We start from the raw sequence: 25,303 nt of genomic DNA, 5'->3' as shown, positions 1-25,303 counted from the left end.
CTCGGAAACCGCCTTATTCAGCAGTTTCCTCAACAGCTTCCTCGCTCTCATTTTCGGCCGCACCCTCATCCTGGCGTCGGTCGTCCTGATCATGCTGCGCGCGTGCACGTTGCTGATGACGCTCCTGGCGCTCCATCTGGCTCTGCTGTGCGGCCTGGGTCATGGCGTTGAGAATGCGGAAATAATGCTCGGCGTGCTGAAAATAGGCTTCCGCGAGGATGCGATCACCCGTCCCGGTCGCGTCACGACCAAGCTGCAGATACTTCTCGAAAAGCTGCTGGGCCGTGCCACGCACGCGCATATCCGGACCGTTGCTGTCGAACACATGGTTGCGGTTCAGGGGCGTCTGGCCATTCGAATGACGCGACCCGCCACCGCTCGGACGATGGTGACGGCTTCTCATACGTTTCATGTTCATGGATCCGCGTAGCACTTTCGTATTCGCAATCCCGACCCGCTTGCAGCGGGATGCGGCGCGATTGCAGGGAATGAATGACCCTTGGTTTGTCTCTAGCTGGCCGGATGACATGATCAGGCCATAAATCCGCTCAGCCTGATCATACTGATCACTGCACGATTGCGGAAAACAGTTCGTCTTGTCGGTGCATGCACCAGTGACCGCGACGGACCGATCAAAGGAAACTAGCAAGTTTGGCGCGACCTGCCAATCATTATTCGTGACCCGGACTCAGAGTGCTGTCCTTCCTCTCGAAGCATAAGGCCCTGATAACGCCGCCAAGATCAGAGCGGGCCTCACACAGCTTCAGCCCCTCCTCCTGTGCGATCCTCGTGACATCCCTCTCCTGCCCCTGGCCAATCTCGAAGATCACTAAACCGCTCGGAGACAGATAGTCAGATGCCTCAGTCAGAATTGCGCGATAGGCGTCCAGACCATCATTCCCTCCGGCCAGAGCGCGAGTTGGCTCATAATCCCGTACCTCCGGCATCAGTCCGGCGATCTCGCCAACCGGGATGTAGGGCGGGTTGCTCAGAATGAGATCAAATTGCCCCTTCAGAGCGGCAAACCAGCTTCCTGCAAGAAACACACTGCGCGTCTCGAGCCTGTTGCGCGCGGCATTATGCGAAGCGAGACATGCTGCCTCAGGCGCGAGATCGATGCCCACGCCGAAAGCCTCCGGATATTCGCTCAAGGCAGCCAGCAACAGACATCCGGTTCCCGTGCCAAGATCGAGTATCGTCCTGACAGCCACCCGGTTCGGTCGCAGAGCGAGCAGAGCCTCGATAAGGGCCTCGCTATCCCCACGCGGGATGAGCGTTGCCTCGGAAACACCGAGCGTCAGGCTCCAGAATCCCGTCTCTCCCTCGATCATGGCCATGGGCTCCCGCCGGCAACGCCGTGTCACAGCGGAAACGAGCCGCCCTCGAGCGTCCTCCGGAATGGTATCACGCGTCAGAAGTCCCGCTGCATCGCAACCGAGCGCCCAGCAGGCCAGACGACGCGCTTCCATCCTGGCGGACTCGATTCCGGCCTGAGTGAGCGCCCGCGCCATGTCGTCGAGCACTTGTTTGAGCGAGACTGGATTTGCGCTCACCTGTTTCTCCTGAATCGGCTTATAGAACAGCCATGAGAAAGATCGTCTTCCTACTCGCCGGGCTGTTCGGCGCGCGTCCTGCCCTGGCCCTTGCTGAAAGCTTCACAGTCACGGATGACCGGGCGCCCATCGAGATTTCCGAGGTATCGCGTCTCTATATCGACGGAACTTTGGCGGCGACATTCCGGCTGGATGACAAGACCCCGAGCCTGACCAAAACAATCGAGATCCCGTTGGGCAGGATCAACCATCATTACGCGCTGTGCGGCCAGATTACGGTCATCAACCCCGAGGGACGGGCCGAGACGCATCAGGTCAGCAGTGAAGGCACGCTGAACCGCCCAGAGGGGCATCACCTCCTCGCTCTGGGCGACGAAGGCTTCACCGATTTCTTTCTGCGTGATCCCAATGACCCGGAAATCGCCGAGCATCATCCCGGACATGCCGAAATCTGCGCCTCGCCTGTCAGTTGATCGACGCAACGCAGCAAGGATCAATTCAGCCCTTCTGCTGCAAGTAGGGCTGTCTGCTCCTCCTGCGTCAGTGCATCGATGATCTCGTCGAATTCGCCCAGCATCACCCGGTCAATCTTGTGCAGGGTCAGATTGATGCGGTGATCCGTCACCCGCCCCTGCGGAAAGTTGTAAGTGCGTATCCGCTCCGAGCGATCGCCCGTGCCAACCTGTGACTTACGGTCGGCCGCGCGGCTGGCATGAGCCTGAGCGCGTTGCATCTCGTACAGGCGCGCGCGCAGGATCTTCATGGCTTTCGCCTTGTTCTTGTGCTGGCTTTTCTCTTCCTGCATCGCCACCACAATGCCGCTGGGCATGTGGGTGATACGAACGGCGCTTTCGGTCTTGTTGACGTGCTGCCCGCCGGCACCTGAAGCCCGATAGACATCGATACGCAGATCGCCCTCGTCAATCGCTACATCCACCTCTTCAGCCTCGGGCATGATGGCGACCGTCACTGTTGAGGTATGGATACGCCCCTGGCTCTCCGTGGCGGGAACGCGCTGCACACGATGCACCCCCGACTCATACTTCAATCGGGCAAAGACCGATCGACCAGACACGGTGGCGACGCCTTCCCGCAGCCCGGAAAGGTCGCTCTCGTCATATTCCATGATTTCGAAACGCCAGCCATGGAGATCGGCGAAGCGCTTATAGGCGCCGAAGAGTTCGGCCGCGAAAAGTGCAGCCTCATCTCCGCCCGCAGCGGGACGGATTTCCAAAATGGCGCTGCGCTCATCCGCCTCGTCACGCGGCAGCAGGGCAAGACGCACCTGCTGATGCAAACCACCGAGCTGGCGCTCGATGACCTCGATCTCACCCTGTGCGAGCTCACGCATCTCGGGGTCGTCCAGCAGAGTCTGCGCCTCCTTATGCGCTGCCTCCGCCTGACGATAGGCAAGAATGGACGACACAACTGGCTCGAGCTCGGCGAATTCGCGCGACGCCCGCACAAAATCCTCACCCTGCATCTCGCCGCTGGACATCATCGCCTGTAGTTCATCCGACCGGGCGACAATACGCTCCAGCCTGTCGTCCAGTGCCACGGTTACTGTGCTTTCAGAAAATGATCCGCCAGAGCGTCCAGGGCAATTTCGGTTTGCTCACGCTTACCGAGGTCGCGCACCGTCACGGCGCCACGGGCCAACTCATCCTCACCCACAAGCACCATATGGGCTGCACCGGATTTGACGACGCGCTCCATACGCTTCTTGAGCGATGAACGGGTCTCGATCTCGGCAGCAAAACCCGCATTCCGCAGGCTCTGCGCGGCCGCGATGGCGGCAGCCAGCGTCGCCTCACCCGTCGGCAGGATCGCGACAGGGCGCGGCTGAGCAGGAGCGGACTCGATCAGGAGCGCGAGACGTTCGATACCGCCTGCCCAGCCAATCGCTGGCGTAGCCGGACCGCCCATCTGGGCCACAAGCCCCTCATAGCGGCCCCCGGCGAGAACCGTGCCCTGAGCCCCAAGGCGGTCGGTCACGAACTCGAACGCGGTATGGCTGTAGTAGTCTAGGCCGCGCACGATATGTGGATTCTCGACAAAGCCAACACCGAACAGATCAAGCTTGCGACGCAGATCGTCCCAGAAGATTCGCGATGCCTCGTTCAGATAGGCGCCGAATTTCGGCGCTTCTTCCAGAAGCGCGCGGTCCTGCGGCGATTTGCTGTCGAGGATTCGCAACGGGTTGGCTTCGAGGCGGGCACGGCTCTCATCCGAGAGCGCCCCCTCATGCGCCTTGAAATACGCCACCAGAGCCTCACGCCATGCCTGTCGGCTGTCGAGATCCCCCAGTGTGTTGATTTCGAGGGTGACTGCGTCGCCCAGACCCAGCGCCTTGAGGATGGCATGCGCCATAGCGATGGTCTCGGCATCCATCAGAGGATCGGTTGCCCCCAGCAACTCGGCCCCGATCTGATGAAACTGACGAAAGCGCCCCTTCTGCGGGCGCTCGTAGCGGAACATCGGCCCGTTATAAAAGACGCGCTGCGGGAGGGCCTGGGTCAGACCGTTGGTCACGAAGGCGCGGCAGATAGCTGCCGTTCCTTCCGGGCGCAGGGTAAGACTGTCGCCGCCGCGATCCTCGAACGTGTACATCTCCTTGGTGACGACGTCCGAGGTGTCGCCAAGGGTGCGGGAGAACACGCGCGTGTCTTCGAAGATCGGTGTCGACCACTCGTCGTAGCCATAACGGCGCGTGACTTCGCGCGCCGTCTCCACCACATGGGCATGGCGGCGCGCGGTATCGCCAATCAGGTCATGCGTGCCGCGAACCGGCTGCAACTGGCTCATCTTCTCAGACGCCCGCCAGCGCGGCCTCGGCCTTCTGGGCCTCGTCCTGCGCAGCCTTTTCAGCTTCGATCTTCGCCACGCGCTCTTCCACGAGGTCGACGATATGCTCGATCATATCCTGACCTTCGTTCAGTCGATGATCCTGCTTGCCGGCCGAATAGACCATGTGGCGGCCAGCGCCACCACCGGTCACACCCAGATCGGTCATAAGGGCCTCGCCCGGGCCATTCACCACGCAACCGATGATGGAAAGCGTCAGCGGCGTCTTGATGTGCTGCAGGCGGTCTTCCAGGGTCTGCACCGTTTCAACCACGTTGAAGCCCTGGCGCGCACAGGACGGGCAGGAAATGATCTTCACACCGCGATGGCGCAGGCCGAGGGATTTGAGGATGTCCCATCCAACCAGAACTTCCTCTTCCGGAGGGGCGGAGAGCGAGACGCGCATCGTATCGCCCACGCCCGCCCAGAGCAGATTGCCCAGACCGATGGAGGATTTTACGGTACCGGCACGCTTCGACCCGGCTTCGGTGATGCCGATATGCAGCGGGTGGTCGCATACTTCGGCGAGCTGCTGATAAGCCGCGACGGCCATGAAGACGTCCGATGCCTTCACGCTGATCTTGAATTCGTGAAAATCATGATCCTGCAGGATCTTGGCGTGTTCCAAAGCGCTCTCGACCAGCGCATCGGGGTTGGGCTCACCGTATTTCTCGAGCAGGTGCTTCTCGAGTGACCCGGCATTCACACCGATACGAATGGAGCAGCCATAGTCACGCGCCGCATTCACGACCTCACGCACACGCTCGGCGCTGCCGATATTTCCAGGGTTGATACGCAGGCAGGCGGCGCCGGCCTTGGCGGCCTCGATAGCCCGCTTGTAATGGAAATGGATGTCCGCAACGATCGGCACATTCACTTCGCGCACGATCTCGGCAAGCGCTGCGGTGCTTTCCTCGTCCGGGCAGGAAACGCGCACGATATCGACGCCCGCGATCTCCGACAGGCGGATCTGCTCGATTGTTGCCTTGGCATCCGATGTGAGCGTGTTGGTCATGGTCTGGACCGAAATCGGCGCATCGCCGCCGACCGCTACCTTGCCAACATGAATCTGACGGGATTTGCGACGTTCGATATACTGGTAGGGGCGATATCCGCTCATAATCTCGTCTCCGTAACGGGTGGCGCGGCAAGGCCTGCCGTGCAACCCGGGGGCGCTGCCGGAACCCCGTTCCGTGTCACCACCCCTTGTCCATTGTCATGTTGGCCAGAGCATCCCGATTGATCGAGGGCGCTCTGCCCGTCTTGTTAGCGCGGTTGCGCCGTCTTTTCCAATTGGCTTCGATTGAGCCGGTCCGTCTCGGACTCATGCTCGGCTGCCGTAACCTTTGGTGCGGCACCCGTCTTTTTCAAGGCTGCAGAAGCACCCGTCGCGCGTGAGGTGTCGCCATTCTGCGTCTCATCGTGCTGCGGCAGAGCGCCCTGACCCGGCAGGCCCTGCGCCGGACCCGAGGACACGTTGCCGGGCATCGGGGCCGCGACAACGCTGCCCTCCTGTCCCAACTGGCCCGAGCGGATCGCGTCAGCCGTAACCGTCAGATTGCGACGTACTGCGCCGACGCGCCCCAGTGCGGCCGTGGTGACATCGCCGGCACTCAGTGTCAGGCCGCCCGCGTTGCCAAGCGTCATATGGTAGGGGCCGTTCTCTTCCGGCCCCTGCCAGGTCTCGCCCGATTTCAGCACCCGACTAAAAACGGTCGCGTTATTCTTGTCCCGGATCGACACCCAGGCATCTGCGCCCGCATGAAGAACGATCATGTTCGCAGCGGGTGACGCTGCAGTCGTCGTCACGGGATTAGCGGTATCCGGAGTGGCAGCGGCCGCGGGTGCCGGGACAGCGGGCGTCGTCGCGTTCGAGGGAGTCATTCCGGTGCTCGGTAGCGGCGGAGCGACAGTAGCGGGCGCTGGGGTTAAGGCTGCGCTCTGCTGGCCATTCTGCTCAGCCGGTATGGCATTGGCTGGAAGCGGCACGGCACCGGGCTGATTCGCCGCGCCCTGAACGGCATTCCCGGCATTATCCGGACTGGCCGCGTTTCCCTGTCCAGTTCCCGCCTGCGCGGCATTCGTCTGGGCTGGGGCAAGCTGAGGGGACGGAGCAAGCCCCCGATCGGGCATGACCGCCGCAATCTGCGGCGACGTCGTGCCATGCTGCGTGACCCCGGGCATGATCTCCGCCACTGGCGGCATCTGATGGGTCGGGGCGGGATCAGCGCCAAAGAAGTGATAATAGCCGATATAGGTCCCGACCAGGACGGCCAGCCCCGCGCCGACCCAGAGCCCGACCGGCACGCCACGCTCGGAGACGGGCTCAGGAAAACTCAACTCGGGCTTGGCCGCCAGCGCGCCACGGGCATCCTGCCGGAAACGCGCCACGGCCTGATCGGGGTCCATACCCAGGGCCTGAGCATAGCTGCGTAGAAAGCCCAACGCGTAGGCGCTGCCCGGAAAAACCGACAGATTGCCTTCCTCGAGCGCGCGCAGGTAGGTCTCGCGAATACGTAGCCAGTTGGCCACATCTGGCAAGGCCCAGCCGAGCTCATCGCGCCTGGCGCGCAAATCGGCCCCGAGGCCGCGCGCGCCCTCGGCATTGCCGCCCTGCCATCCCGGAATACGGTCTGTCGTCTTCTCTGGCATGATTACCCGATTGCGGTCTCTGTGGGGTGAAGATGCCCGCAACGGGCCTCTCTTGCAACCAGCGCGTCCACGGCCTGCTCAACCAGATCGTGCAGGATCTCGGCAACCGGGCGTACGGCCTTCACCATACCTACCGACTGACCCGCCATGACCGAGCCCTCTTCCACGTCGCCCTCGATCACTGCACGACGCAGGGCGCCCGCCCAGAAATGCTCGATTTCGAGCTGGGCCTCTTCCTTGGTGAGTTCGCCGGAGGTGAAGCGCGTCAGCGTAGCCGCCTGGTGTGCCATGAAACGACGCGTTCCCGCGTTGCTCAAGCCGCGCACCGGAATGACCGGAAAACGCTCATCGATCTGGTTAGAGGTGACCGCATCACGGGCCGAGGCGCGCACAAAGGCCTTCTTGAAGGCTTCATGAGCGATACTTTCGCTGCTCGCTGCGAAGAGCGTTCCGAGCTGCGCGCCCGAGGCCCCCTGCTCGAGATAGCCCAGCACTGCATCGCCACGGGCCAGACCGCCTGCCACGAAAACCGGCACATCATGGATATGGGGCAGGATCTCCTGCGCCAGCACATTGAGGGACACCGGACCGACATGACCGCCAGCCTCCGACCCCTCGATCACGAGCGCTTCGATCCCCTGCTTGACCAGGCGCTTGCCGAGCGCGAGGGCCGGGGCGAAACCGATTGCCCGCGCGCCACCGTCGCGCACCTGCTTGATGGTCGCGCCGCTGGGCACGCCACCGGCCAGAACCACATGGCCAACCCTAGCCTCGACGCAAACATCGACGAGCTTATCCAGCTCGGGATGCATCGTGATCAGATTAACGCCAAAAGGCTTGTCGGTCAGGGCCTGGGTCGCGGCGATTTCCTCGGCCAGACGATCCGGGTTCATCGCACCGCAGGCGATCACACCGAAACCGCCAGCATTCGAAATGGCGGAGACCAGATTACGCTCGCTCACCCACGACATCGCGCCGCCGAGAATGGCGGTCGGGGCGCCCAGAAAGGCGCAGCCCGGTGTCCAGAGGCGCTCAAGCGTTGCGCGGGCTTTCTGACGGGCTTGCTGCTGAGCCTGATCAGTGTCGGTCATGCTCATTCCCCATCCAACCCGTAAGCCGTGTGCAGGGCGCGCATGGCGAGTTCCATGTATTCGGCGTCGATCAGCACCGAGATCTTGATCTCGCTGGTGGAGATCACCTGCACATTGATCCCGCGCTCGGCAAGGGTCTGGAACATGGTGCTGGCCATGCCGGAATGGGAGCGCATACCAATGCCCACGACGCTGATCTTGACCACGTCATTGGCGGTGTGGATCTCGCCATACTGGATATCGGCTCGCGCAGCCTCGAGCGCGGCGAGCGCGCGCGCCTGGTCGCCCTTGGGAACGGTGAAGGTCATGTTGGTCGAGCCATCGGAGCCGACGCTCTGGACGATCATGTCCACATTCACCCGCGCCTCGGTCAGGGGGCTGAAAATGGCGGCGGCGATGCCCGGACGGTCCGGAATGCGGCTGACTGAGATCTTTGCCTCGTCCAGAGAATAGGCGATCCCCGTGACCAGTTCCTTTTCCATCATCTCGTCCTCATCCACCACCAGCGATCCCGAGAGCTCCGTCTCGGGTTCAAAACTCGACAACACGCGCACGCGCACTTTTTCTTTCATGGCCAGACCGACTGAGCGCGTCTGGAGTACCTTGGCCCCTACCGAAGCCAGTTCGAGCATCTCCTCGAAGGTGATGCGATCCAGCTTCTTGGCCTTTTTTACGATACGCGGATCGGTGGTGTAGATTCCATCGACATCGGTATAGATATCGCAACGATCGGCCTTGATGGCCGCCGCCACGGCGACAGCCGAGGTATCGGAGCCACCACGACCCAGCGTGCTGATCCGCTCACCCGGCGCGACACCCTGGAACCCGGCAATGACTGGCACCTCGCCCCGCTCCATGCAGGCGATCAACGCCGCGCCTTCCACATCGCCAATACGGGCTTTGCCGTGCGCCTCGTCGGTACGAAAGGGGATCTGCCAGCCCTGCCAGGATCGGGCCGGAACGCCGAGCGCCTGGAGCGCAATGGCTGTGAGACCGCTCGTGACCTGCTCTCCACTGGCGACGACGGCATCGTATTCGCGTGCATCGGCCATCGGATCGAGCGCATTCACATACCCGACCATCTGATTGGTGACGCCCGCCATGGCCGAAACCACCACCGCGACCTGATGCCCCTTTTCACGCTCCTTGCGCACGCGCTCGGCAACGGCGCGAATGCGGTCCAGATCAGCGACAGAGGTACCGCCAAACTTCATGACGATCCGGGTTGGGCACGGGTCTGAAGACGTCATAATTGTGCACCTGGCTCCGTACGTAGCAGAAAGCGGTCAATCACAGAGCGCCGGGGAAGGATTTTCCAGCCTGCGATGTTGCGCAAGGAAAGGCCGGTCACATACTAAGTCCAGATCGCGCCGTCCAGATACTCTGGAACAACGGACCCATTTCTGTATGCCTGGAACCACAATGCCGGATCACGCAGCCTCTTCCGTCTCTGATCGCGAGATCGCCCATTTCGACCAGTTGGCCGCCACGTGGTGGGACCCCAAAGGCCCCATGAAGCCCCTGCACGATATGAACCCGATGCGTACGGAATGGGTCAACGCCCATCTTCGCCGACTGGTAGGGCTACGGGGCGGTCGGCTTTCTCTACTCGATATCGGCTGCGGTGCAGGCCTTGCGAGCGAGGCCTATGCGCGCATGGGGCATGACGTTCTCGGGCTCGACGCCTCTCCAGAGGGAATCCGCGCGGCTCAGGCGCATCTGGCTGAGCATCCGCTCCCCGATAATTCCGGCCCCCTCACCTATCGTAATGGCAGCGCCGAGGCGCTGGTGCGGGAGGGGCAGAGCTTCGATGCCATCTCGGCGCTTGAAGTGATCGAGCACGTCAATGACCCGCAGGAATTTCTCGGTCTACTGCGCAGCCTGACGCGTCCGGGCGGTCTGATCGCCGTGTCCACGCTCAATCGCACGCTGCTCTCGCTGGCCGTTGCCAAGATCGGAGCCGAATATATTGCGCGGCTCCTGCCGGTGGGCACACATGACTGGCAGAAATTCATCAAACCCGATGAGCTGCACAAAATGGGTCGCGCGGTCGGTCTGCGCATGATCGACGTGGCCGGGATGAGCTATCGCCCGATGCACTGGCGCATCACACGCGATACAAGCATCAATTACATCACGATGTTCGTAAGGGATTGAGGGCCCTCCGGGATCGAAGGGGACAACCCAGCTGGTGTCCCCTTTCCCCTGCAGCGCATAGGGAGATGATCTCCCGGTACGCGCCGCATGACCCTCAGATTTCGGTATCCATGAAAGCAAAGGTGGTCGGGCTGCCCACCGGTGTGAAGTTCTCGGTAAATCCGAGCTGGCCGCTGGCCTTGTCGATGCGGAACGAGGTCACGGCATCGCTGCGCTGATTGGCACAGAAGAGGAAGCTGCCCGAGGGGTCGAACATCATGGCACGGCCGTAATCGGCATGCATCCAGGCTTCGTCCTGCAGGGTCAGGGTTCCATCCTCCCCAACCTTGAACACAGCCAGCGAGTCACCAAGTCGGTTCGACGCATAGACAAAACGGTCATCCGCTGAGATCAGGATCTCTGCAGCCAAGGTGCTGCCCCGGAAATGCGACGTGACCGTGCTGACCGATTGCAGGTTGTTAATTGCCCCGGTCTGGGGATCGAAGGCGCTGACAACGATCTTCGAGTCCTGCTCGCACAGATTATACATCAGCTTGCCGGAGCGGTTGAACTGGAAGTGACGGGGAGCACTGCCCGGCGTCATGTCGTAATAGGGCGTCTTGGCCGGAACGAGCTTGCCGGTCTGGAGGTTGAGCGTCCAGACATAGACGCGATCGAGCCCTGCATCATCGGCGATTACGAACTTTCCGCTCGGATCGCTCTGAATCATGTGGGGATGCGAGCCCGAGTGATCCGAAACCGCGAAATTGCCCTGGGGGTTGTCAGCGGCGCGCTCGGGCTGGCGGGGTCCCGTATTATGCACCACATCGGTTGCCGGTCCGAGCGAGCCATCGGGACGGATGGGCAGTACAGCAACAGAGCCACCCATGTAATTCGCCACCAGAACGTATCGTCCCGAGTGGTGAACGCTCAGATGCGCGGGTACCGCGCCACCGGAGCTGACGGCATTCAGCTTCTTGAGCGAACCGGTCTTGCGATCCACCGCGAAGGCCGTGACCGAGCCGTCACCATCCTTGTTGAAATCGTCGATCTCGCTCAGCGCGTAGAGAAAGCGCTTGTCATGGGACAGGGTGATGAAAGAGGGGCTGGCAATATCGGTAAAAGTCGTCACCGGAGTCAGAACGCCGGTCTGGCGATCCATCTCGAACACCGCAATACCTTCGCCATTGCCCGCGCCACCCGGAGGCGCATGCTTGGTGTAGCCGCCTACGAAGCAGATGGTCTTGGAGACCGGTTTGGGCGGCGGCGGCGGTGTGGCCGGTGCCTGATCCGTTGCGTCCTGTGCCAGCGCGTGGCCACAGCCCAGAAGTCCCAATGTACCCAACGCAAAGCCGCGACGGGAAAGCGAAGTCGTCATGTTCTGCTCTCAAGCTCCTCGAGCGATCCTCCCGCTCAGGGCAGTTTGCACTCCGGACCGATCGTGCCGTGATAACGGGTCCAGGTCTGCGTCTTGCCGAAGAGGGGGATTCCCAGAATGAACCCGCGCAGCTTGAGCACCTCAGACGACTCGGCATGGATACGGGCGTCGTAGGTCCGTCCGGTCTCCGGGTCGAGGATATGCCCCCGCCACACGTTCTCGTCCCTGATTAGTCGGAAATCGGTCAGCATGACCAGCCCACATTGTGAACGTCCCCACACATCCTTGGGAACCGGCCCGTCATATTGCATGCCGATCAGCCTTCCGCAGAGTGTATCGCCACAATGTCCAATCTGGAACACACCATCGTGATCCTGCGCCAGCCACAGCCCCTCCTCAGGAGCAGGCGGATTACCCGCAATCTGGGCAAAGGCATCTCGGGACGGAGAAGAGAGGGCAAGAAGGAGAAGCGAGAACAGGACAAGGCAGCGCACGACCGTTAAACGCACTACCGACGGACGTTCGACAGATCGGCCTGCGACACGGTCAGTTATCCGAGCGATCGATCCACGGAACCGGGGTAAAGTCCACGCCTTCATCTTCGAGCCTTTCGCGTTCGGTATCGCTCATCGTGCCATAGATGCCGCGCGCCGGTTGCCGGTCACCATCCTGGTTCGCATCATGACGCCTCAACGCCTCTTCGGCAAATCGATCACCCACGTCTTCGCACTGCGCCTCAACCTCTTTCCGCAGCTGACGCAGGGCAAGGCGCAGCTGATCTACCGGAGAGAGCGGCGCAGGGTCTTTTCGCGCTATGGCGGGTCTGGCGAGCGCAGGCGCCATGAGGCTTTTGGATACTTCCGTCGCGCCACACTCGGGACAGGAGACGAGCCCGGTTTCCTTCTGTCGATCGAAAGCGTCACCCGAGGGGAACCACCCCTCAAATTCATGCCCTGTCGGGCAATGCAGGCGATAGCAGATCATTCCTGAGCGAGAATACTGTCGAGTTCCCCGGTCGATTCCAGCTGCATCAGATCGGTGCAGCCCCCAAGGCAGCGCCCATCGACGAAAATCTGCGGCACAGTGCGCCCCCCGCCCGAACGACTGATGGAGTCGAGGCGCGCCTGCGTGCCATGGGGAGCATCGATTTCGGTGAAAGGGAGGTTTTTCGAGGCAAGAATCTGCACCGCGCGTACGCAGTAAGGGCAGCCAGGTTGGGTATAGATTTCGATCTTCGCCACGTTGGGGGATCACTCCTCTGCGTCAATGATGTCTCCCCCCGGGTCAGAGGCCACGTGTTTCACTGCCCGGGCTGCAACGAGCAGGTCCACACGCCGCGCACCCGCCTGAAGGAGCCTTGATGCGCAGATGGAGGCGGTAGCGCCGGTGGTCAAGATATCATCGACCAGAACGACATGCCGCCCTGCCACGCGGATACGCGCAGCCGGGCGAAGAACGAATGCATCTTCAAGCGCACGACGCCTTTCACCGGGATCGAGCCGTGCGAGCGTTTTCGTCGCCCGTATCCGGATAAGGGCATCCGGAACAAGGCGCGCCTGAGGCGCCAAGCGCGAAAGGACACGCGCCAGAATAGCCGCCTGATTGAAGCGCCTGTGCCAGAAACGATGCCTGTGCAACGGGACCGGCACGAGGCATTCGGCCTCTGCGAGAATGTCCGCCCCGCCTTGTTGCATCGCTCTGGTGAGGAACGGCGTAATGTCGAGCCGATCGGCGTATTTCAGCTGAAGTACAAGCCTGCGCGCGGTCCCCTCATACTGGAAAGCCGCGCGTGCTGCGTGCCACAGGGGGGGAGACTGCGCACAGGTGGGGCAATACCCTCGGGAATCCGCATAATCCGGCGCGGGGAGAGGCAAGGCACACCGTGTGCACGCACCGGTGAGATGCGACAGCCCGGTGAAGCAGGCAGCACAGACAAGCCCTGATGAGCCGGTTTCGGCACTGCATGCAAGACAGATCGGGGGAAAGAGAAAATCGAGCCCCGCGCGAGCCAGCTTGCGGAAAGGCGTCATGAGGCTCGCGGAGCGATCACTCGATCACCACCAGATCAACGAGCATCGTATTGATCAGGACCTTTCCCTGATTCTCGAAATTGACCGTGACTCGGTGACCCGTAACGCTCTGAATTTGACCAATACCCCAGTCAGGGCAATGCGGATGGGAGACGAACTGACCGGGCTCAAAGAAACTCACATCGTGCTTCATGCGCCGTGCCCCGCATCTGCCGGGTCAGCATCGTTGTTTTTCGGCCTCTCGATCCCGACCCTCGCAAGCATTTCATCGACCCGCGCCAGAAGCGCCGCGCAGACCGTTTCATCCTGTCCCTCAGCGCGGGCAACAAGGGCTGGCTGGGTGTTGGAGGCCCTGAGAAGCCACCAGCCCCCCTTTTCACGCACCCGGACGCCATCGATCAGCGTCATCTCCATCCCTCCCGCCCTGCATCGCGCGATCACGGCGTCGATCACCTGAAATTTGCGGTGATCAGGGCACGCGAATCTGATCTCGGGCGTGGCGACAGCGCGCGGTAGCGCTTCATGCAGCACCGAAACAGGGCGGGACTGATGTGCCAGGAAGTCGATCATCCGCATGGCGGCGTAGAGCCCGTCGTCGAAGCCGGGCCAGTGATCGGCGAAGAAGAAGTGACCCGACATTTCACCGGCGAAGACGGCCCCCGTTTCGCGCATGGCGTTCTTCACCTCGGAGTGCCCACTCGGACAAAGAGCCGCTTTTCCACCAGCCGCGACGATACCGTCGAAAAGAACCTGTGACATCTTGACGTCGCCAAGAATCGTGGCCCCGGGCCGTTCTTCTAGGATCGCCTGCGCCAAGATCAGACTCAGCATGTCCGCAGGGATAATCCTGCCCTGCTCGTCGATAACGCCCATGCGGTCGGCATCGCCGTCAAAACCGAACCCGATATCTGCGCGATGGTGAAGCACTGCGTCGCGCAATTGCACCATGTTTTCCGGCAAGGTCGGGTCCGGATGGTGGGCCGGGAAACTGCCGTCTATCTCCGCGTTGAGGATGACATGTGTTCCCGGCAGGCGCGCGACCAGAGCCTCGAGCACTCTGCCTGCGGAGCTATTCGCATTATCCCACACCACACGCAGTGGGCGTCCCTTTGCACGCAAGGCTGAAAGAAGGGCGCGACAGTAGCTGTCGAGCGATTCGATATTGGCCACGCTGCCAGACTCTGCCGTCTGAACCACTCCCCGACCCAGAAGCGTTGCCACCTGCCGCAAAGCCTCACCGTAGAAGGGTTGGTTGCGCAGCATGAGCTTGAAGCCGTTATAACCCACAGGGTTATGGCTGCCCGTCACCATGATCGCGCCCGAAGCCCCCATCTCATGGGATGCGTGATAGAGCATGGGGGTGGGGCAACATCCGATGCGCTGCACGCGCATTCCCCCGCTAATGAGCCCATTAATCAGAGCGCGCTCCAGTGCGGGAGAGGATGTGCGGCCATCGTGACCGACCACAACGTCCTGGGCGCCATTCTCCCGCAGGATCAACGCAAAAACGACGCCCAGGGCCTGGGCGTCGTTATCGAAAAGCGTCGTACCGACAATCCCGCGAATATCGTATTCTCGCAGGATCGTCGGGTGGAACTCATGCCGGAACATAAAGTCCATCAGGCATTGGCGTATTTCTTGATGAACCCACGCATGGCTTCACGCAGATCAGGCCGCTCGAGCGCGAAGGCAATCTGCGCCTCCAGATACCCGGCCTTGTCACCGCAATCATAGCGCGTACCCTCGTAGCGCAGCCCATGGAACGGCGCATGGCCGATCATCTTCGCCATGGCGTCGGTGAGCTGCACTTCGCCGCCTGCGCCGCGCTCCAGCTTGGAAAGATGCGTCATGATCTCGGGCAAAAGGACGTAGCGGCCGATGATCGACAGATTGGAGGGAGCATCCTCGGGATTGGGCTTCTCAACCAGCCCCTTGACCTCGACCAGCTTGCCGTCATCCTTGCCGACATCGAGAATGCCGTAGCGGTTCGTGTGTTCCTTGGGGACCTCGGACACGGCGACCACGTTGCCGCCGGTCTGATTGTATACCTCGACCAGCTGGGCCACGCAGCCCTTCTCACCCTGAACGATGTCATCAGGGAGGAGAATGGCGAACGGATCGTCACCGATGAAGGAGCGCGCACACCAGATGGCGTGGCCAAGCCCAAGAGGCTCCTGCTGACGGACCGCTGCAAGCGAACCCGCCTCGATCGAGCTCGGCTGCAGCGTTTCCAGCAGAGCATTCTTGCCGCGCTCGCGAAGGGTCGTTTCCAGTTCGAAGGCAACGTCGAAATAATCGATCAGGCTGTCCTTGCCACGGCCGGTAATCAGGCAGAACTGATCGATACCGGCCTTGCGCGCTTCATCGATCGCATACTGGATCAGCGGGCGGTCCACGACCGGCAGCATTTCCTTCGGCATGGCCTTGGTTGCAGGAAGAAAGCGCGTTCCCATACCCGCAACGGGGAGTACTGCTTTTCTGAGCGGCTTGATCACGTTATCCGACCTTTAGATCTTTGTAGGAGTATGGAACAGCGACCGAAGGGGGATTTGATCTTGCCTTTACCCTTCAACCGCGTGCCAACTTACACGACGACTGTCTCGCAACCACTCTCTAGCAACAAGACTTCGACAAAGTGATGGCAGAGGTGAAAAAAACATGAATCGTCATGCGTTAACAAGACTGACCGTTAACGAAAGTTCATTTCATTTTGCGTATTTTTGGGGGAGCCGGTCGAACCGGGGATGAACTGGCACCCCCCGGAGGGGGTGCATCCAGTTCCGATGGTGCGGTCGAGAAGACTCGAACTTCCACGGGGTTGCCCCCACAAGCACCTCAAGCTTGCGCGTCTACCATTCCGCCACGACCGCATCGTGACAAGCGGCCCGCTCTAGGCGATACCGCTCGTGTGAAGGGGGCTATAGCCGATGAGTGATGAGCAGGCAATCGCGGAAAAGGCGATTTTTGAGAAAATATCCTGGAAACGAGAGAAAGACCTCGTTTCCTATGACCATGCATTGACCGCCATGCAGGAAAGGGCAGCGGCGATCCGATCTGGCAAAGCAGAAGAGCTGCTCTGGTTTCTGGAACATCCGCGTCTTTATACCGCGGGCACCTCGGCCAAGGCTGACGATCTGATCAACCCGGAAAACCTGCCAACCTATGACGCCGGTCGGGGCGGCCAATGGACCTATCATGGCCCAGGGCAACGCATCGTTTATGTGATGCTTGATCTGCAGCGCGCCCACGGGCCGACGCCGCCGCGTGATCTGCGTGCCTTTGTTCAAAGCCTGGAGAGATGGATCATCGCCAGTCTCTCAATGCTCGGCATCAAGGGGCGGACCGAATGCGGTCGAATCGGTGTCTGGGTCGATGACCCGATAACGGGTCAGGAAACCAAGATCGCCGCTCTGGGGATCAGGGTCAGTCGCTGGGTATCCTGGCATGGGATAGCGATCAATCTGGACCCGGATCTCGCCGATTTTGAGGGGATCATCCCCTGCGGGATCAGGGAATACGGGGTGACCAGCATCAGGCGGTTCAACCCCGACCTCTCAATGGACGCTCTCGATCACGCCCTTCTGTCGACCTGGACTCAGTTTTTCGGGGAGACGCCAGTCTCACTTACATCGGAAAGCGACAGCACGATGTGATTGCCCCGTGCGTCCACCCCATCGAGCGTCGAGAGAACGAGAGTCCGGTCGTGGTCGATGAAGCGCAGGGTGAGCAGCCCTTGCGAGGGATTATCGGCCTCGGCCAGAGAAATCTGGCTGGCGCCTGGCACACGACGCATATCGGTGACCCTTATCGAGCCGCCAAAGCGCACAGGCACGTGAAGGAGCAGGCCAAGCGGGTTACGCGACAGGCTGAGCCGGGTCACGGCGCCAGTTTGCGAGTCGTCGAGCACCAGATGAGCGCCGCTCGCCCGCAAGGTCATGGGGTGAGGTGAAAGATAGTCGAGGGCCAGCGAGCCTGGCTGATAGGTGAAGCGCCCCGCGCCGCCATTGTCGCGCGGACCGACCTGGGTGAAATTGCCCTGCAACATCACCGGACGGTTCAGATAAGCCTCGACGCGATGAGCCGCGCTCTTCTGCTCAGGAGAGAGCCCGTCCAGCCCCCTTACCGCGCAGCCTGAGAGCAGGCCGCATAGCGCGACAAGCACAAGATGTCGGGGCGCTGCCCCCCTGCGGAAAGATTGCACGAGGGCCTGCCCTTTCATGCCCCACCCGGTGTGGAGAGCGTGAGCGAAAGTGCATGCAGTCCGGTATCGAATTCCGGCTTCAGCAGATCATTGACCAGTCGATGCCGGGCTACCCGGTTCATGCCATCGAAGCGCGCGCTGACGATCGTCAGTGTGAAATGGGTTTCATCCCCCTCAATGCCATTGCGCGCCGCATGCTTGGCATGACGCTTGCTGTCATCACGAATGGTCAGGGCTTCGGGCTGCAGCGCCTCGTCAAGCCGCAGCTTCATTCTGGCCGCGCGTTCCTTCAGTTCAGTCATGAGCACTCCCTTCTTGCATCGGCGTCTCTTAGGACGCACATAAACCCGATCATGCAGCGCAAATCCACCAGACATAGGGCATTCGACCCGGATCCCGACGCGCCCGAGCGCTATTGCGACATGCCCGGCTGCACCGAACATGCCGGATATCGTGCGCCCAAGGACCGGACGCAACTCAGGCAGTATTTCTGGTTCTGTCTCGAACATGTGCGGCAATACAACGCGCGCTGGGATTTCTATAAGGGCATGACGCCCGGTCAGATTGAAGCCCAACTTCGCGCCGACATCTCATGGCAACGCCCCTCCTGGAAGCTCGGCACACGTGGCGGCCAGAATTTCGACGAAGAGGAAGTGCTGGACCCGCTCGATATCCTCTCATCCACGCGCGCGCGACGCGCACAGGCCGCGAAGCAACGTCACAATCCGGGTCGCGACTCTGCGCCCCCTGCCCTGCGCGACCATCTGCGCGCGCTCGCGCTGGACTGGCCTGTGACTGTGGATGCCCTCAAGATCCGGTACAAGGAGCTGGCCCGCAAGCATCATCCTGATGCCAATTCGGGCGATCCCGCCGCCGAGGACCGCTTCAAGACAGTAAGCGTCGCCTATAGTGCGATTCGCGCCCATCTGGTCAATCTCTAGACCCGATTAATGCGCGTTTCCCTCTGGCCATGGGAGGAAACATGACCATATCCTTGGCCGGAACCTGACATGATTGAGTGAAAGACGGATTGAAACCATGAGCGATCTCGCCTCCATCGACGCACCGGAAACGGTTGTCACTGCCGAACAGAACGCGGTGCCGACCCATGTCCTCGGCGCGCCGGACCGGATCGTCTCTGCACGTGACGTTTTCGGAATCGATTGCGACATGGAGGTGCCGGCTTTCTCGATACGCACAGAACATGTCCCCGATATCGACCCGAGCTATCAGTTCGATTGCGATACCACGCGCGCCATACTCGCCGGGTTTGCCAATAATCGCCGTGTCATGGTGCAGGGCTTTCATGGGACTGGCAAATCCTCGCATATCGAGCAGATTGCGGCACGGCTGAACTGGCCCACCGTGCGCATCAATCTCGACAGCCACATTTCGCGCATCGATCTGATCGGCAAGGATGCCATCGTGCTGCGCGACGGCAAGCAGATCACCGAATTCCGCGAAGGGCTCCTGCCCTGGTGCCTGCAGCACCCTGTGGCGCTCATTTTTGACGAATATGATGCGGGGCGCCCGGATGTGATGTTCGTGATCCAGCGCGTACTCGAGGCCGAAGGGCATTTGACCCTGCTCGACCAGAACCGCGTGATTCGCCCTCATGCCGGATTCCGCCTTTTTGCCACGGCGAATACCGTGGGGCTGGGCGACACGACCGGGCTGTATCACGGTACGCAGCAGATCAATCAGGGCCAGATGGATCGCTGGAACATCGTGGCATCGCTCAATTATCTGCCCCTCGAGCAGGAAGTGGGGATTGTCCGTGCCAAGCTCGGCCTAAACGACGACGCCACCGTGACCAAGCGCCTCGAGAGCATGGTCGCGCTGGCCAACCTGACGCGCGCCGGGTTCATGGCAGGTGATATCTCAACCGTCATGTCACCGCGCGCGGTGATTACCTGGGCCGAGAACGAGCGCATCTTCGGTGATCTGGCTTTCGCCTTTCGCCTGACGTTTCTCAATAAATGCGACGAGGCCGAGCGCGGAATCGTGGCCGAATATTATCAGCGCTGTTTCAATCACTCACCGTTGAACAGCTGACAGGCGCGCGCTCATGGCCTCTCCCAGAGCAAAGACCCCTGACAGGAGCACGACCGATCTGGCTCTTCCGGGCAGCGAACGCACGGATGCCTTTCGTCGCGCAACGACTGCTGCCCTGCGTGCCATGTCCGGCGAACCCGAGACGGAAATCAGCTTCGCAGCTTCTGCGGCTGCCAAATCCGGCAGTGGTATCCAGCTTCCCTACGTCTCGCGTGCGCTGACCCCGCAGGAGATGACACGGGTGCGCGGCGCGGCCGATGCGGCTGCCCTGCGTCTCAAGCATCATGACGCGACGCTCTCTCCCCTGCCCGCCAACGCCGACAGTGCCGAAACGCGACCGCTCTACGACGCATTGGAGCAGGTGCGTTGCGAGGTTTTCGGCGCGCGTCATATGGCGGGGGTTCAGGCCAATCTGAGGCAGAAACTCGCACTCGACTGCAATGAAGGCGGCTACGGCCGCATGATCGCGCGTGACGACATGCCCGCGACTGTTGCTCTACCCCTCCTGGTGCGCGAGGCCCTCTCGGGTGAGAAATCACCAAACCAGGCTGGCCCCGCCCTTAAATCGTGGCGCGACACGCTTTCCCCCGAAGCTCAGAACGCCCTTGCGCGTCTGGCCTCGGCGCAAATGGATCAGACGCGCTTTGCCGAGGCCTGTTCGGGGCTCTTCAAGGCGTTCGATTTGACCGAGGAGCCCGAACAGGAAGATCAGAGCGAGGCGGATGATCCGGACGAGGATGATGACAGTCAGACGGAGTCGGACCAGCCGGATGACGAGCCCTCCCCCCAGGATCAGGACGACAGCGAGACACACGGCTTTCAGCCCGAGCCGACCGAGCAGCCTGACAGCCGCGAGGCGAGCGACTCCGAGCTCCAGGATGAAGGCGCTGAGCAGCCCGCAGGAACCCTCGAAGACGACGAGGGCAAGGAAAGCGAGGGCGCCTCTGCCCTCCCGGCGTATAAAGTCTTCACCACGGCCTTCGACGAGGAAGCCGATGCCGCAGATCTTTGCGATCCCGATGAACTTGCTCGCCTGCGTCAGCAGCTCGATCAGCAGCTGAGTAGTCTGCAGGGCGTCGTTTCGCGCCTCGCCCATCGCCTGCAACGCAAGCTCATGGCGCAGCAACAGCGCTCCTGGGCCTTCGATCAGGAAGAAGGCATTCTCGACGCGGCAAGGCTTGCCCGCGTGGTGGCCAATCCGACCTTGTCGCTGTCTTACAAGGTCGAGCGTCAGGCCGAATTCCGCGACACCGTGGTGACGCTGCTGATCGATAATTCGGGCTCGATGCGCGGGAGACCGATCTCAGTGGCCGCCATGTGCGGCGATATCCTCGCCCGTACGCTGGAGCGTTGTGGCGTCAAAACCGAGGTGCTCGGCTTTACAACGCGCGCATGGAAAGGCGGCCAGAGCCGCGAACGCTGGGTTGCGGCCGGACGCCCGCCCGATCCGGGACGTCTAAATGATTTGCGCCATATCATCTACAAGGACGCCGACACCCCGCTGAGACGGGCACGCAATAATCTCGGGCTGATGCTGCGCGAGGGGCTCCTCAAGGAAAATATCGACGGCGAAGCCCTTGTCTGGGCCTGGAACCGCCTACGCCGCCGCCCTGAACACCGGCGCATCCTGATGGTGATATCAGACGGTGCACCCGTGGATGACAGCACGTTCTCGACGAATCCGAGTTCGTATCTGGAAGATCATCTTCGCTCGGTCATTGCCCGCATCGAAGCCTCACCCGAAACCGAACTCCTCGCTATCGGGATTGGCCACGACGTAACGCGCTATTACCGGAATTCGGTCACGCTCACGAATGCGGAAGAACTCGGCGGCACCATGATCAAACAGCTTTCAGATCTCTTTGTCGCCCGCTGAGAGGCTTTCCTGAATCGAACCGCGCCCACCGGCCCCTGAAGGCCGGTGGAGAGACGTCAGACCCCGGCAAGTACTTCTATTTTCGAGAGCATGGCGTCGATAGTCTTCCGTGTTGTCCGGTGATTGACGATAGCAGCTCTGATGACCAGCCGCCCTTCGATACGCGTGGTCGAGGGAGCCGCAACGCCACTCTCATGCAGATCCTTCACCAACTCATCGATCGCCTTATCATCGCGATCAGCCAGAGTGAAACAGACGATATTGAGCGCTACGGGCGCCATGAGCAGATAGCGTGCATCTGCCTCCACGCGCTCTGCCAGATACCGGGCCACGGCGCAGCATTCTGCCACCATCTCCCCCAGGCGGCGAGCGCCATAATGGGCAATCGTCATCCAGACCTTGAGCGCCCGGAATCCACGCGAAAGATCAGGTCCAAAATCGCAGGGCCAGGGCGCGTTAGCCGCCAGCCCTCGGTCAGCACGCGTCAGATAGCTGAGCGATTGCGCGAAGGCCTGGGCATGGAGCGCCCGGTCACGCACGAGAACACATCCCGCGTCATAGGGCGCCTGCCCCCATTTGTGGAAATCAAGGGCAAGGCTATCCGCCTGCTCAATTCCGTCCAGCATGATCGCATGCTCAGGGGAGAGCCTTGCGAAGGCGCCGAACGCACCATCGACATGAAACCAGCATTTCTCTGCCCGGGCGATGGCGGCCAGTTCATCGAGCGGATCAACCGCGCCACAATCCACGCTGCCGGCCGTGCCCACGATGATGAAAGGGGCATACCCTGCCTGCCGGTCCTGCTGGATGCGCGCCGCAAGGGCTGCGCTGTCCATGCGACAAAGCTCATCGACAGGAATCAGACGCAGCGCATCGCTCCCGAGCCCGGCCAGATCAAAGGCGCGGCTCACGCAGCCATGGGCGGTCTCGGCGGCGTAGCCAACCAGCTTGCGGTGCCCTACCCCACCTGCCCGTAATCCGGGATCAGTTGCACGGCTGGCTGTAATGATCCCGATGAAATTGGCCAGTGACGAGCCTGTGACCAGACAGCCGGAGGAATCGACCGGCATCCCCACCATTTCAGCCGCCCAGCGGATCACCTGACGTTCGACCTCGATGGCCGCATGATCCCGCCCGCCGCAATTATCGTTGAGGCTTGCCGCGAGCAATTCGGCCAGTATGCCAATGGGCGTACCCGCGCCCTGAACCCACCCCATGAAACCGGGATGGGTGTTGCCATTCGAATAAGGGCGTATCTGCCCCAGAAACCGGGAGTAGAGCACCTCGGCCGCCTCACCCTCCTGCGGCAGGTCGTGGCGGAACGCGTCGCGTGCCTCCTGAGGCATAGGCTGCCAGACCGGCCCCTCCCCCATATGCTCGGCACGATCGAATACATCATCCAGCATGCGATGCGACAAGGCGCGCAGCGCCGTCCAGTCTTTCGGATCGAGCCCACTCATCGCCAACACTCCCCTATGCCATGAACCGGCCTGACCGGCCTTTCCTCTCTCATAGCGGGCTAGAGGCGGCGCGCCCAACTCCTGCCGCAAAATTCCGGTTGTGTGCCGGTATGAAGAGCCCCATCCTCCCCCATATGAAAATAGCTGCCGCCTCTCTTATCGGTGTGATCGCCCTCGGTACCCTGTCGGGTCAGGCACGCGCCGATGCTATCCCCGCCGCCTGCATGAGCGTCTCTGCCGCATCACGCACCATGGGCTCGGCCAGCCTTACGATGACGGGATACGGGGCCACGCTTTCGGGCAACAGCGCCCATCTGACAGTAGGGCAGGTTTCAGTTCAGGATCGACAGGGCCATCTCACCCTGCCGAATCTGCGTGACGCGAACGCCCTGATCTCCTTCGGGCTGCTCAAGCTCGTCCATAACGGCAACCCTGCCGGGTGCCGTGGCGTCGATGGGCGCCCTGCACTGAAAAATCTGCGTGAAGCCCTGCATCAGGGCGCTGTTGCGGAGCTCGTCTGGCATCAGATCGGCCTGTCCGAGGGAGACTCCCGTTACACTGCGGATCGGATTACCGCGACGCTGCGAGCCGGTCAGGCGCCGGGAAGTATCGACATCGTTTTCTCCGCGAACGGGCTGACCTCGCCTGGCGGCTCGGCCCTGCCAGGCAGCGTGCGCACGACACTGACGATCCCCGAGCAGATGCTCGACGACACCAAATCGCCTACCGGACGCATCACGATTTCGTCTCTTGAGGGGGTCTGGGCGAAGGGCAGACTGGATGGCAATGGCTGGGTCGCTCCGGGTCATGCCGCAAACTCGAGCTCAGGCGAGCTTCACCTGACAATCACCGATCTCAACGACCTGCTTGCCGTCATCCGGCCTGTCCTGCCGACCGGAGTCAGTACCGCTCTCTCGGTGGCCCAGTTCATGGGGCATCGTGACGGGAACAAGGTGACTTGGGATCTGACGCTCTCCAACGGGATCCTAAAGGTCAATTCCATCCCTATTCCGGTGAACTGAGCGAAAGTCAGGACGCCCCGTGGGCGCCCTGAGTATCGGTTATCCAGGATGACGCAGGAGCCCGCCCTCGACACGGAGCGCCGCTCCTGACGTCGCAGAGGCGAGAGGTGAGCACACATAAGCCACCATGTTCGCCACCTCCTCCGGATCAGCCAGTCGGTTGATCAGCGTGGTCGGGCGGTTCTCCTTCAGGAAGCTGGCCTCTACTTCCTGCGGAGAACGACCCGACTTCCCAGCTGCTTTCTCGATCATGCTCATCACGCCCTCGGTCCGCGTTGGTCCCGGTAATACGCTGTTGATCGTCACGCCGCTGCCGGCCACGCTCTCCGCAAGACCGCGCGCGATAGCAATCTGTGCAGCCTTGCTGAACCCGTAATGGATCATCTCCGCCGGGATATTCAGACCCGACTCGCTGGAAATGAACACGATACGCCCATTCTTACGTTCCACCATTCCTGGCAGATAGGCGCGCGAAAGCCGCACCCCGCTCATCACATTGATCTCGAAAAAACGAAGCCATTCCTCATCGCTGATCTCACCGAACGGCACCTCTTCGAAAATGCCGAGATTATTGACCAGCACATCGATTTCCGGGTGGCTCTCAACCAGCGTCGCAATGATCTCGGGCTTGGCAACATCGCCAGCGAACCCCGTCAGACTAGCCTGGGGTATCCCTTCTCTGATCGTCTCGATCGCCGCCGAGGTGCGGTCCTCCCCACGGCCATTGACGATTACATGGGCGCCCGCTTCCGCCAGCCGCGTAGCGATCGCCAGCCCGATCCCGCCTGTCGATCCCGTGACGAGCGCCTTCTTTCCTGAAAGATCCAGTGCAAGCATCATCCGCCTCCATTCATTCGATATGAATCGAACAAACTAATCCGAAGGAAGTTTCCCAAATTTGCACATGAGGCGGGGTACCAGATCGTGAGAGGCTACGCAAATGGGGCATTGCCCCTTTCTCACCAAAGGAAGGTCGCCCTCTGATGACGCCGGCCAATACGGTTG

27 protein-coding genes and 1 tRNA gene are annotated in these 25,303 nt (G+C 61.4%); 7 read left to right on the top strand and 21 right to left on the bottom strand.

Annotated elements, in window-relative coordinates:
* Positions 1-13: 13 nt before the first annotated feature.
* Positions 14-418: a DUF4167 domain-containing protein gene (locus tag WFJ47_RS11385; RefSeq protein WP_127102519.1), complete on the bottom strand. Its 405-nt coding sequence runs from the start codon at positions 416-418 to the stop codon at positions 14-16.
* 253 nt (positions 419-671) lie between these two features.
* Positions 672-1,553 (bottom strand): peptide chain release factor N(5)-glutamine methyltransferase, encoded by an 882-nt coding sequence (prmC, locus tag WFJ47_RS11380; protein ID WP_336763088.1) that lies wholly within the window; start codon positions 1,551-1,553, stop codon positions 672-674.
* A 32-nt stretch (positions 1,554-1,585) separates the two neighbouring features.
* Between prmC and WFJ47_RS11375 the strand changes: the two genes are divergently transcribed.
* Entirely contained in the window at positions 1,586-2,026 is a 441-nt protein-coding gene (locus WFJ47_RS11375; RefSeq protein ID WP_336763086.1) for a hypothetical protein, read from the top strand.
* Positions 2,027-2,046: 20 nt separating this feature from the next.
* On the opposite strand, the gene prfA is transcribed toward WFJ47_RS11375, so the two are convergent.
* The 6 genes from prfA to WFJ47_RS11345 all read right to left on the bottom strand — a co-directional run bounded on the left by prfA (position 2,047) and on the right by WFJ47_RS11345 (position 9,390).
* Positions 2,047-3,111 (bottom strand): peptide chain release factor 1, encoded by a 1,065-nt coding sequence (gene prfA / locus WFJ47_RS11370; RefSeq protein WP_336763085.1) that lies wholly within the window; start codon positions 3,109-3,111, stop codon positions 2,047-2,049.
* Positions 3,112-3,113: 2 nt separating this feature from the next.
* Positions 3,114-4,358, bottom strand: a complete 1,245-nt coding sequence (hisS, locus tag WFJ47_RS11365) for a histidine--tRNA ligase (protein ID WP_336763082.1) — start codon at positions 4,356-4,358, stop codon at positions 3,114-3,116.
* A 4-nt stretch (positions 4,359-4,362) separates the two neighbouring features.
* Positions 4,363-5,517 (bottom strand): flavodoxin-dependent (E)-4-hydroxy-3-methylbut-2-enyl-diphosphate synthase, encoded by a 1,155-nt coding sequence (gene ispG, locus WFJ47_RS11360; RefSeq protein WP_127102524.1) that lies wholly within the window; start codon positions 5,515-5,517, stop codon positions 4,363-4,365.
* A gap of 146 nt (positions 5,518-5,663) precedes the next feature.
* Positions 5,664-7,049, bottom strand: a complete 1,386-nt coding sequence (locus tag WFJ47_RS11355; protein WP_336763080.1) for a RodZ domain-containing protein — start codon at positions 7,047-7,049, stop codon at positions 5,664-5,666.
* A 2-nt stretch (positions 7,050-7,051) separates the two neighbouring features.
* On the bottom strand, positions 7,052-8,140 hold the full coding sequence (locus WFJ47_RS11350) for a nitronate monooxygenase (RefSeq protein WP_336763078.1): 1,089 nt from the start codon (positions 8,138-8,140) through the stop codon (positions 7,052-7,054).
* A gap of 2 nt (positions 8,141-8,142) precedes the next feature.
* Positions 8,143-9,390, bottom strand: a complete 1,248-nt coding sequence (locus tag WFJ47_RS11345; RefSeq protein ID WP_336763077.1) for an aspartate kinase — start codon at positions 9,388-9,390, stop codon at positions 8,143-8,145.
* Between the two features lie 157 nt (positions 9,391-9,547).
* Between WFJ47_RS11345 and ubiG the strand changes: the two genes are divergently transcribed.
* Positions 9,548-10,297 carry a bifunctional 2-polyprenyl-6-hydroxyphenol methylase/3-demethylubiquinol 3-O-methyltransferase UbiG gene (gene ubiG / locus WFJ47_RS11340; RefSeq protein ID WP_336763076.1) on the top strand — a complete coding sequence of 250 codons (750 nt, stop codon included), beginning with the start codon at positions 9,548-9,550 and terminating at the stop codon, positions 10,295-10,297.
* Between the two features lie 94 nt (positions 10,298-10,391).
* On the opposite strand, the gene WFJ47_RS11335 is transcribed toward ubiG, so the two are convergent.
* From WFJ47_RS11335 to WFJ47_RS11295, 9 genes are all read right to left on the bottom strand, one after another.
* Complete coding sequence (locus tag WFJ47_RS11335) at positions 10,392-11,654, bottom strand: lactonase family protein (RefSeq protein ID WP_264814959.1); 1,263 nt, start codon at positions 11,652-11,654, stop codon at positions 10,392-10,394.
* A 35-nt stretch (positions 11,655-11,689) separates the two neighbouring features.
* Positions 11,690-12,148, bottom strand: coding sequence for a DUF2147 domain-containing protein (locus WFJ47_RS11330; protein ID WP_336763073.1), 459 nt, complete (start codon positions 12,146-12,148; stop codon positions 11,690-11,692).
* 52 nt (positions 12,149-12,200) lie between these two features.
* A complete protein-coding gene (locus WFJ47_RS11325; RefSeq protein ID WP_127102531.1) occupies positions 12,201-12,638 on the bottom strand; it encodes a DUF1178 family protein in 438 nt (145 codons plus the stop codon).
* On the bottom strand, positions 12,635-12,895 hold the full coding sequence (gene grxC, locus WFJ47_RS11320) for a glutaredoxin 3 (protein WP_336763071.1): 261 nt from the start codon (positions 12,893-12,895) through the stop codon (positions 12,635-12,637). Before grxC ends, WFJ47_RS11325 begins: the two co-directional genes overlap by 4 nt.
* Positions 12,896-12,904: 9 nt before the next feature.
* Positions 12,905-13,684 (bottom strand): ComF family protein, encoded by a 780-nt coding sequence (locus WFJ47_RS11315; protein WP_336763069.1) that lies wholly within the window; start codon positions 13,682-13,684, stop codon positions 12,905-12,907.
* 16 nt (positions 13,685-13,700) lie between these two features.
* Positions 13,701-13,865 (bottom strand): DUF3553 domain-containing protein, encoded by a 165-nt coding sequence (locus tag WFJ47_RS11310; RefSeq protein WP_408868652.1) that lies wholly within the window; start codon positions 13,863-13,865, stop codon positions 13,701-13,703.
* 8 nt (positions 13,866-13,873) lie between these two features.
* Positions 13,874-15,295, bottom strand: coding sequence for a phosphoglucomutase/phosphomannomutase PgmG (gene pgmG / locus WFJ47_RS11305; RefSeq protein WP_336763066.1), 1,422 nt, complete (start codon positions 15,293-15,295; stop codon positions 13,874-13,876).
* A gap of 8 nt (positions 15,296-15,303) precedes the next feature.
* Complete coding sequence (galU, locus tag WFJ47_RS11300) at positions 15,304-16,179, bottom strand: UTP--glucose-1-phosphate uridylyltransferase GalU (RefSeq protein WP_127102536.1); 876 nt, start codon at positions 16,177-16,179, stop codon at positions 15,304-15,306.
* 289 nt (positions 16,180-16,468) lie between these two features.
* Positions 16,469-16,554 (bottom strand) — tRNA-Leu (locus WFJ47_RS11295).
* A 57-nt stretch (positions 16,555-16,611) separates the two neighbouring features.
* Between WFJ47_RS11295 and lipB the strand changes: the two genes are divergently transcribed.
* Entirely contained in the window at positions 16,612-17,337 is a 726-nt protein-coding gene (lipB, locus tag WFJ47_RS11290) for a lipoyl(octanoyl) transferase LipB (RefSeq protein WP_336763064.1), read from the top strand.
* On the opposite strand, the gene WFJ47_RS11285 is transcribed toward lipB, so the two are convergent.
* Both WFJ47_RS11285 and WFJ47_RS11280 read right to left on the bottom strand, forming a co-directional pair.
* The gene (locus WFJ47_RS11285; protein ID WP_336763063.1) at positions 17,280-17,903 is read right to left on the bottom strand and encodes an outer membrane lipoprotein carrier protein LolA; all 624 of its coding nucleotides are present in this window, start codon (positions 17,901-17,903) and stop codon (positions 17,280-17,282) included. The two genes, lipB and WFJ47_RS11285, sit on opposite strands and share 58 nt — an antisense overlap.
* Positions 17,900-18,187 carry a BolA family transcriptional regulator gene (locus WFJ47_RS11280; protein ID WP_127102539.1) on the bottom strand — a complete coding sequence of 96 codons (288 nt, stop codon included), beginning with the start codon at positions 18,185-18,187 and terminating at the stop codon, positions 17,900-17,902. The genes WFJ47_RS11285 and WFJ47_RS11280 overlap by 4 nt, the downstream gene beginning before the upstream one ends.
* A 51-nt stretch (positions 18,188-18,238) precedes the next feature.
* Here WFJ47_RS11280 and WFJ47_RS11275 point away from each other — a divergent pair, with 51 nt between their 5' ends.
* The 3 genes from WFJ47_RS11275 to WFJ47_RS11265 all read left to right on the top strand — a co-directional run bounded on the left by WFJ47_RS11275 (position 18,239) and on the right by WFJ47_RS11265 (position 21,816).
* Positions 18,239-18,826, top strand: a complete 588-nt coding sequence (locus tag WFJ47_RS11275) for a DnaJ domain-containing protein (protein ID WP_336763061.1) — start codon at positions 18,239-18,241, stop codon at positions 18,824-18,826.
* Positions 18,827-18,923: 97 nt separating this feature from the next.
* Entirely contained in the window at positions 18,924-19,940 is a 1,017-nt protein-coding gene (gene cobS / locus WFJ47_RS11270; protein ID WP_127102541.1) for a cobaltochelatase subunit CobS, read from the top strand.
* Between the two features lie 13 nt (positions 19,941-19,953).
* Positions 19,954-21,816 (top strand): cobaltochelatase CobT-related protein, encoded by a 1,863-nt coding sequence (locus WFJ47_RS11265; protein ID WP_336763058.1) that lies wholly within the window; start codon positions 19,954-19,956, stop codon positions 21,814-21,816.
* Positions 21,817-21,872: 56 nt separating this feature from the next.
* Here the strand turns inward: WFJ47_RS11265 and WFJ47_RS11260 are convergent, their stop codons facing one another.
* Positions 21,873-23,276 (bottom strand): pyridoxal-dependent decarboxylase, encoded by a 1,404-nt coding sequence (locus WFJ47_RS11260; RefSeq protein ID WP_336763057.1) that lies wholly within the window; start codon positions 23,274-23,276, stop codon positions 21,873-21,875.
* 110 nt (positions 23,277-23,386) lie between these two features.
* On the opposite strand from WFJ47_RS11260, the gene WFJ47_RS11255 reads away from it, so the two are divergent.
* Positions 23,387-24,298 carry a hypothetical protein gene (locus WFJ47_RS11255; protein WP_336763055.1) on the top strand — a complete coding sequence of 304 codons (912 nt, stop codon included), beginning with the start codon at positions 23,387-23,389 and terminating at the stop codon, positions 24,296-24,298.
* Positions 24,299-24,337: 39 nt separating this feature from the next.
* Here the strand turns inward: WFJ47_RS11255 and WFJ47_RS11250 are convergent, their stop codons facing one another.
* Complete coding sequence (locus tag WFJ47_RS11250) at positions 24,338-25,135, bottom strand: SDR family oxidoreductase (protein ID WP_336763123.1); 798 nt, start codon at positions 25,133-25,135, stop codon at positions 24,338-24,340.
* Positions 25,136-25,303 lie beyond the last annotated feature (168 nt).

The organism is Asaia sp. VD9, assembly GCF_037150015.1.
Lineage (GTDB): Bacteria > Pseudomonadota > Alphaproteobacteria > Acetobacterales > Acetobacteraceae > Asaia.
The sequence above is the reverse complement of the archived record's forward strand: the minus strand, read 5'-3'. Positions and strand labels throughout refer to the sequence as shown.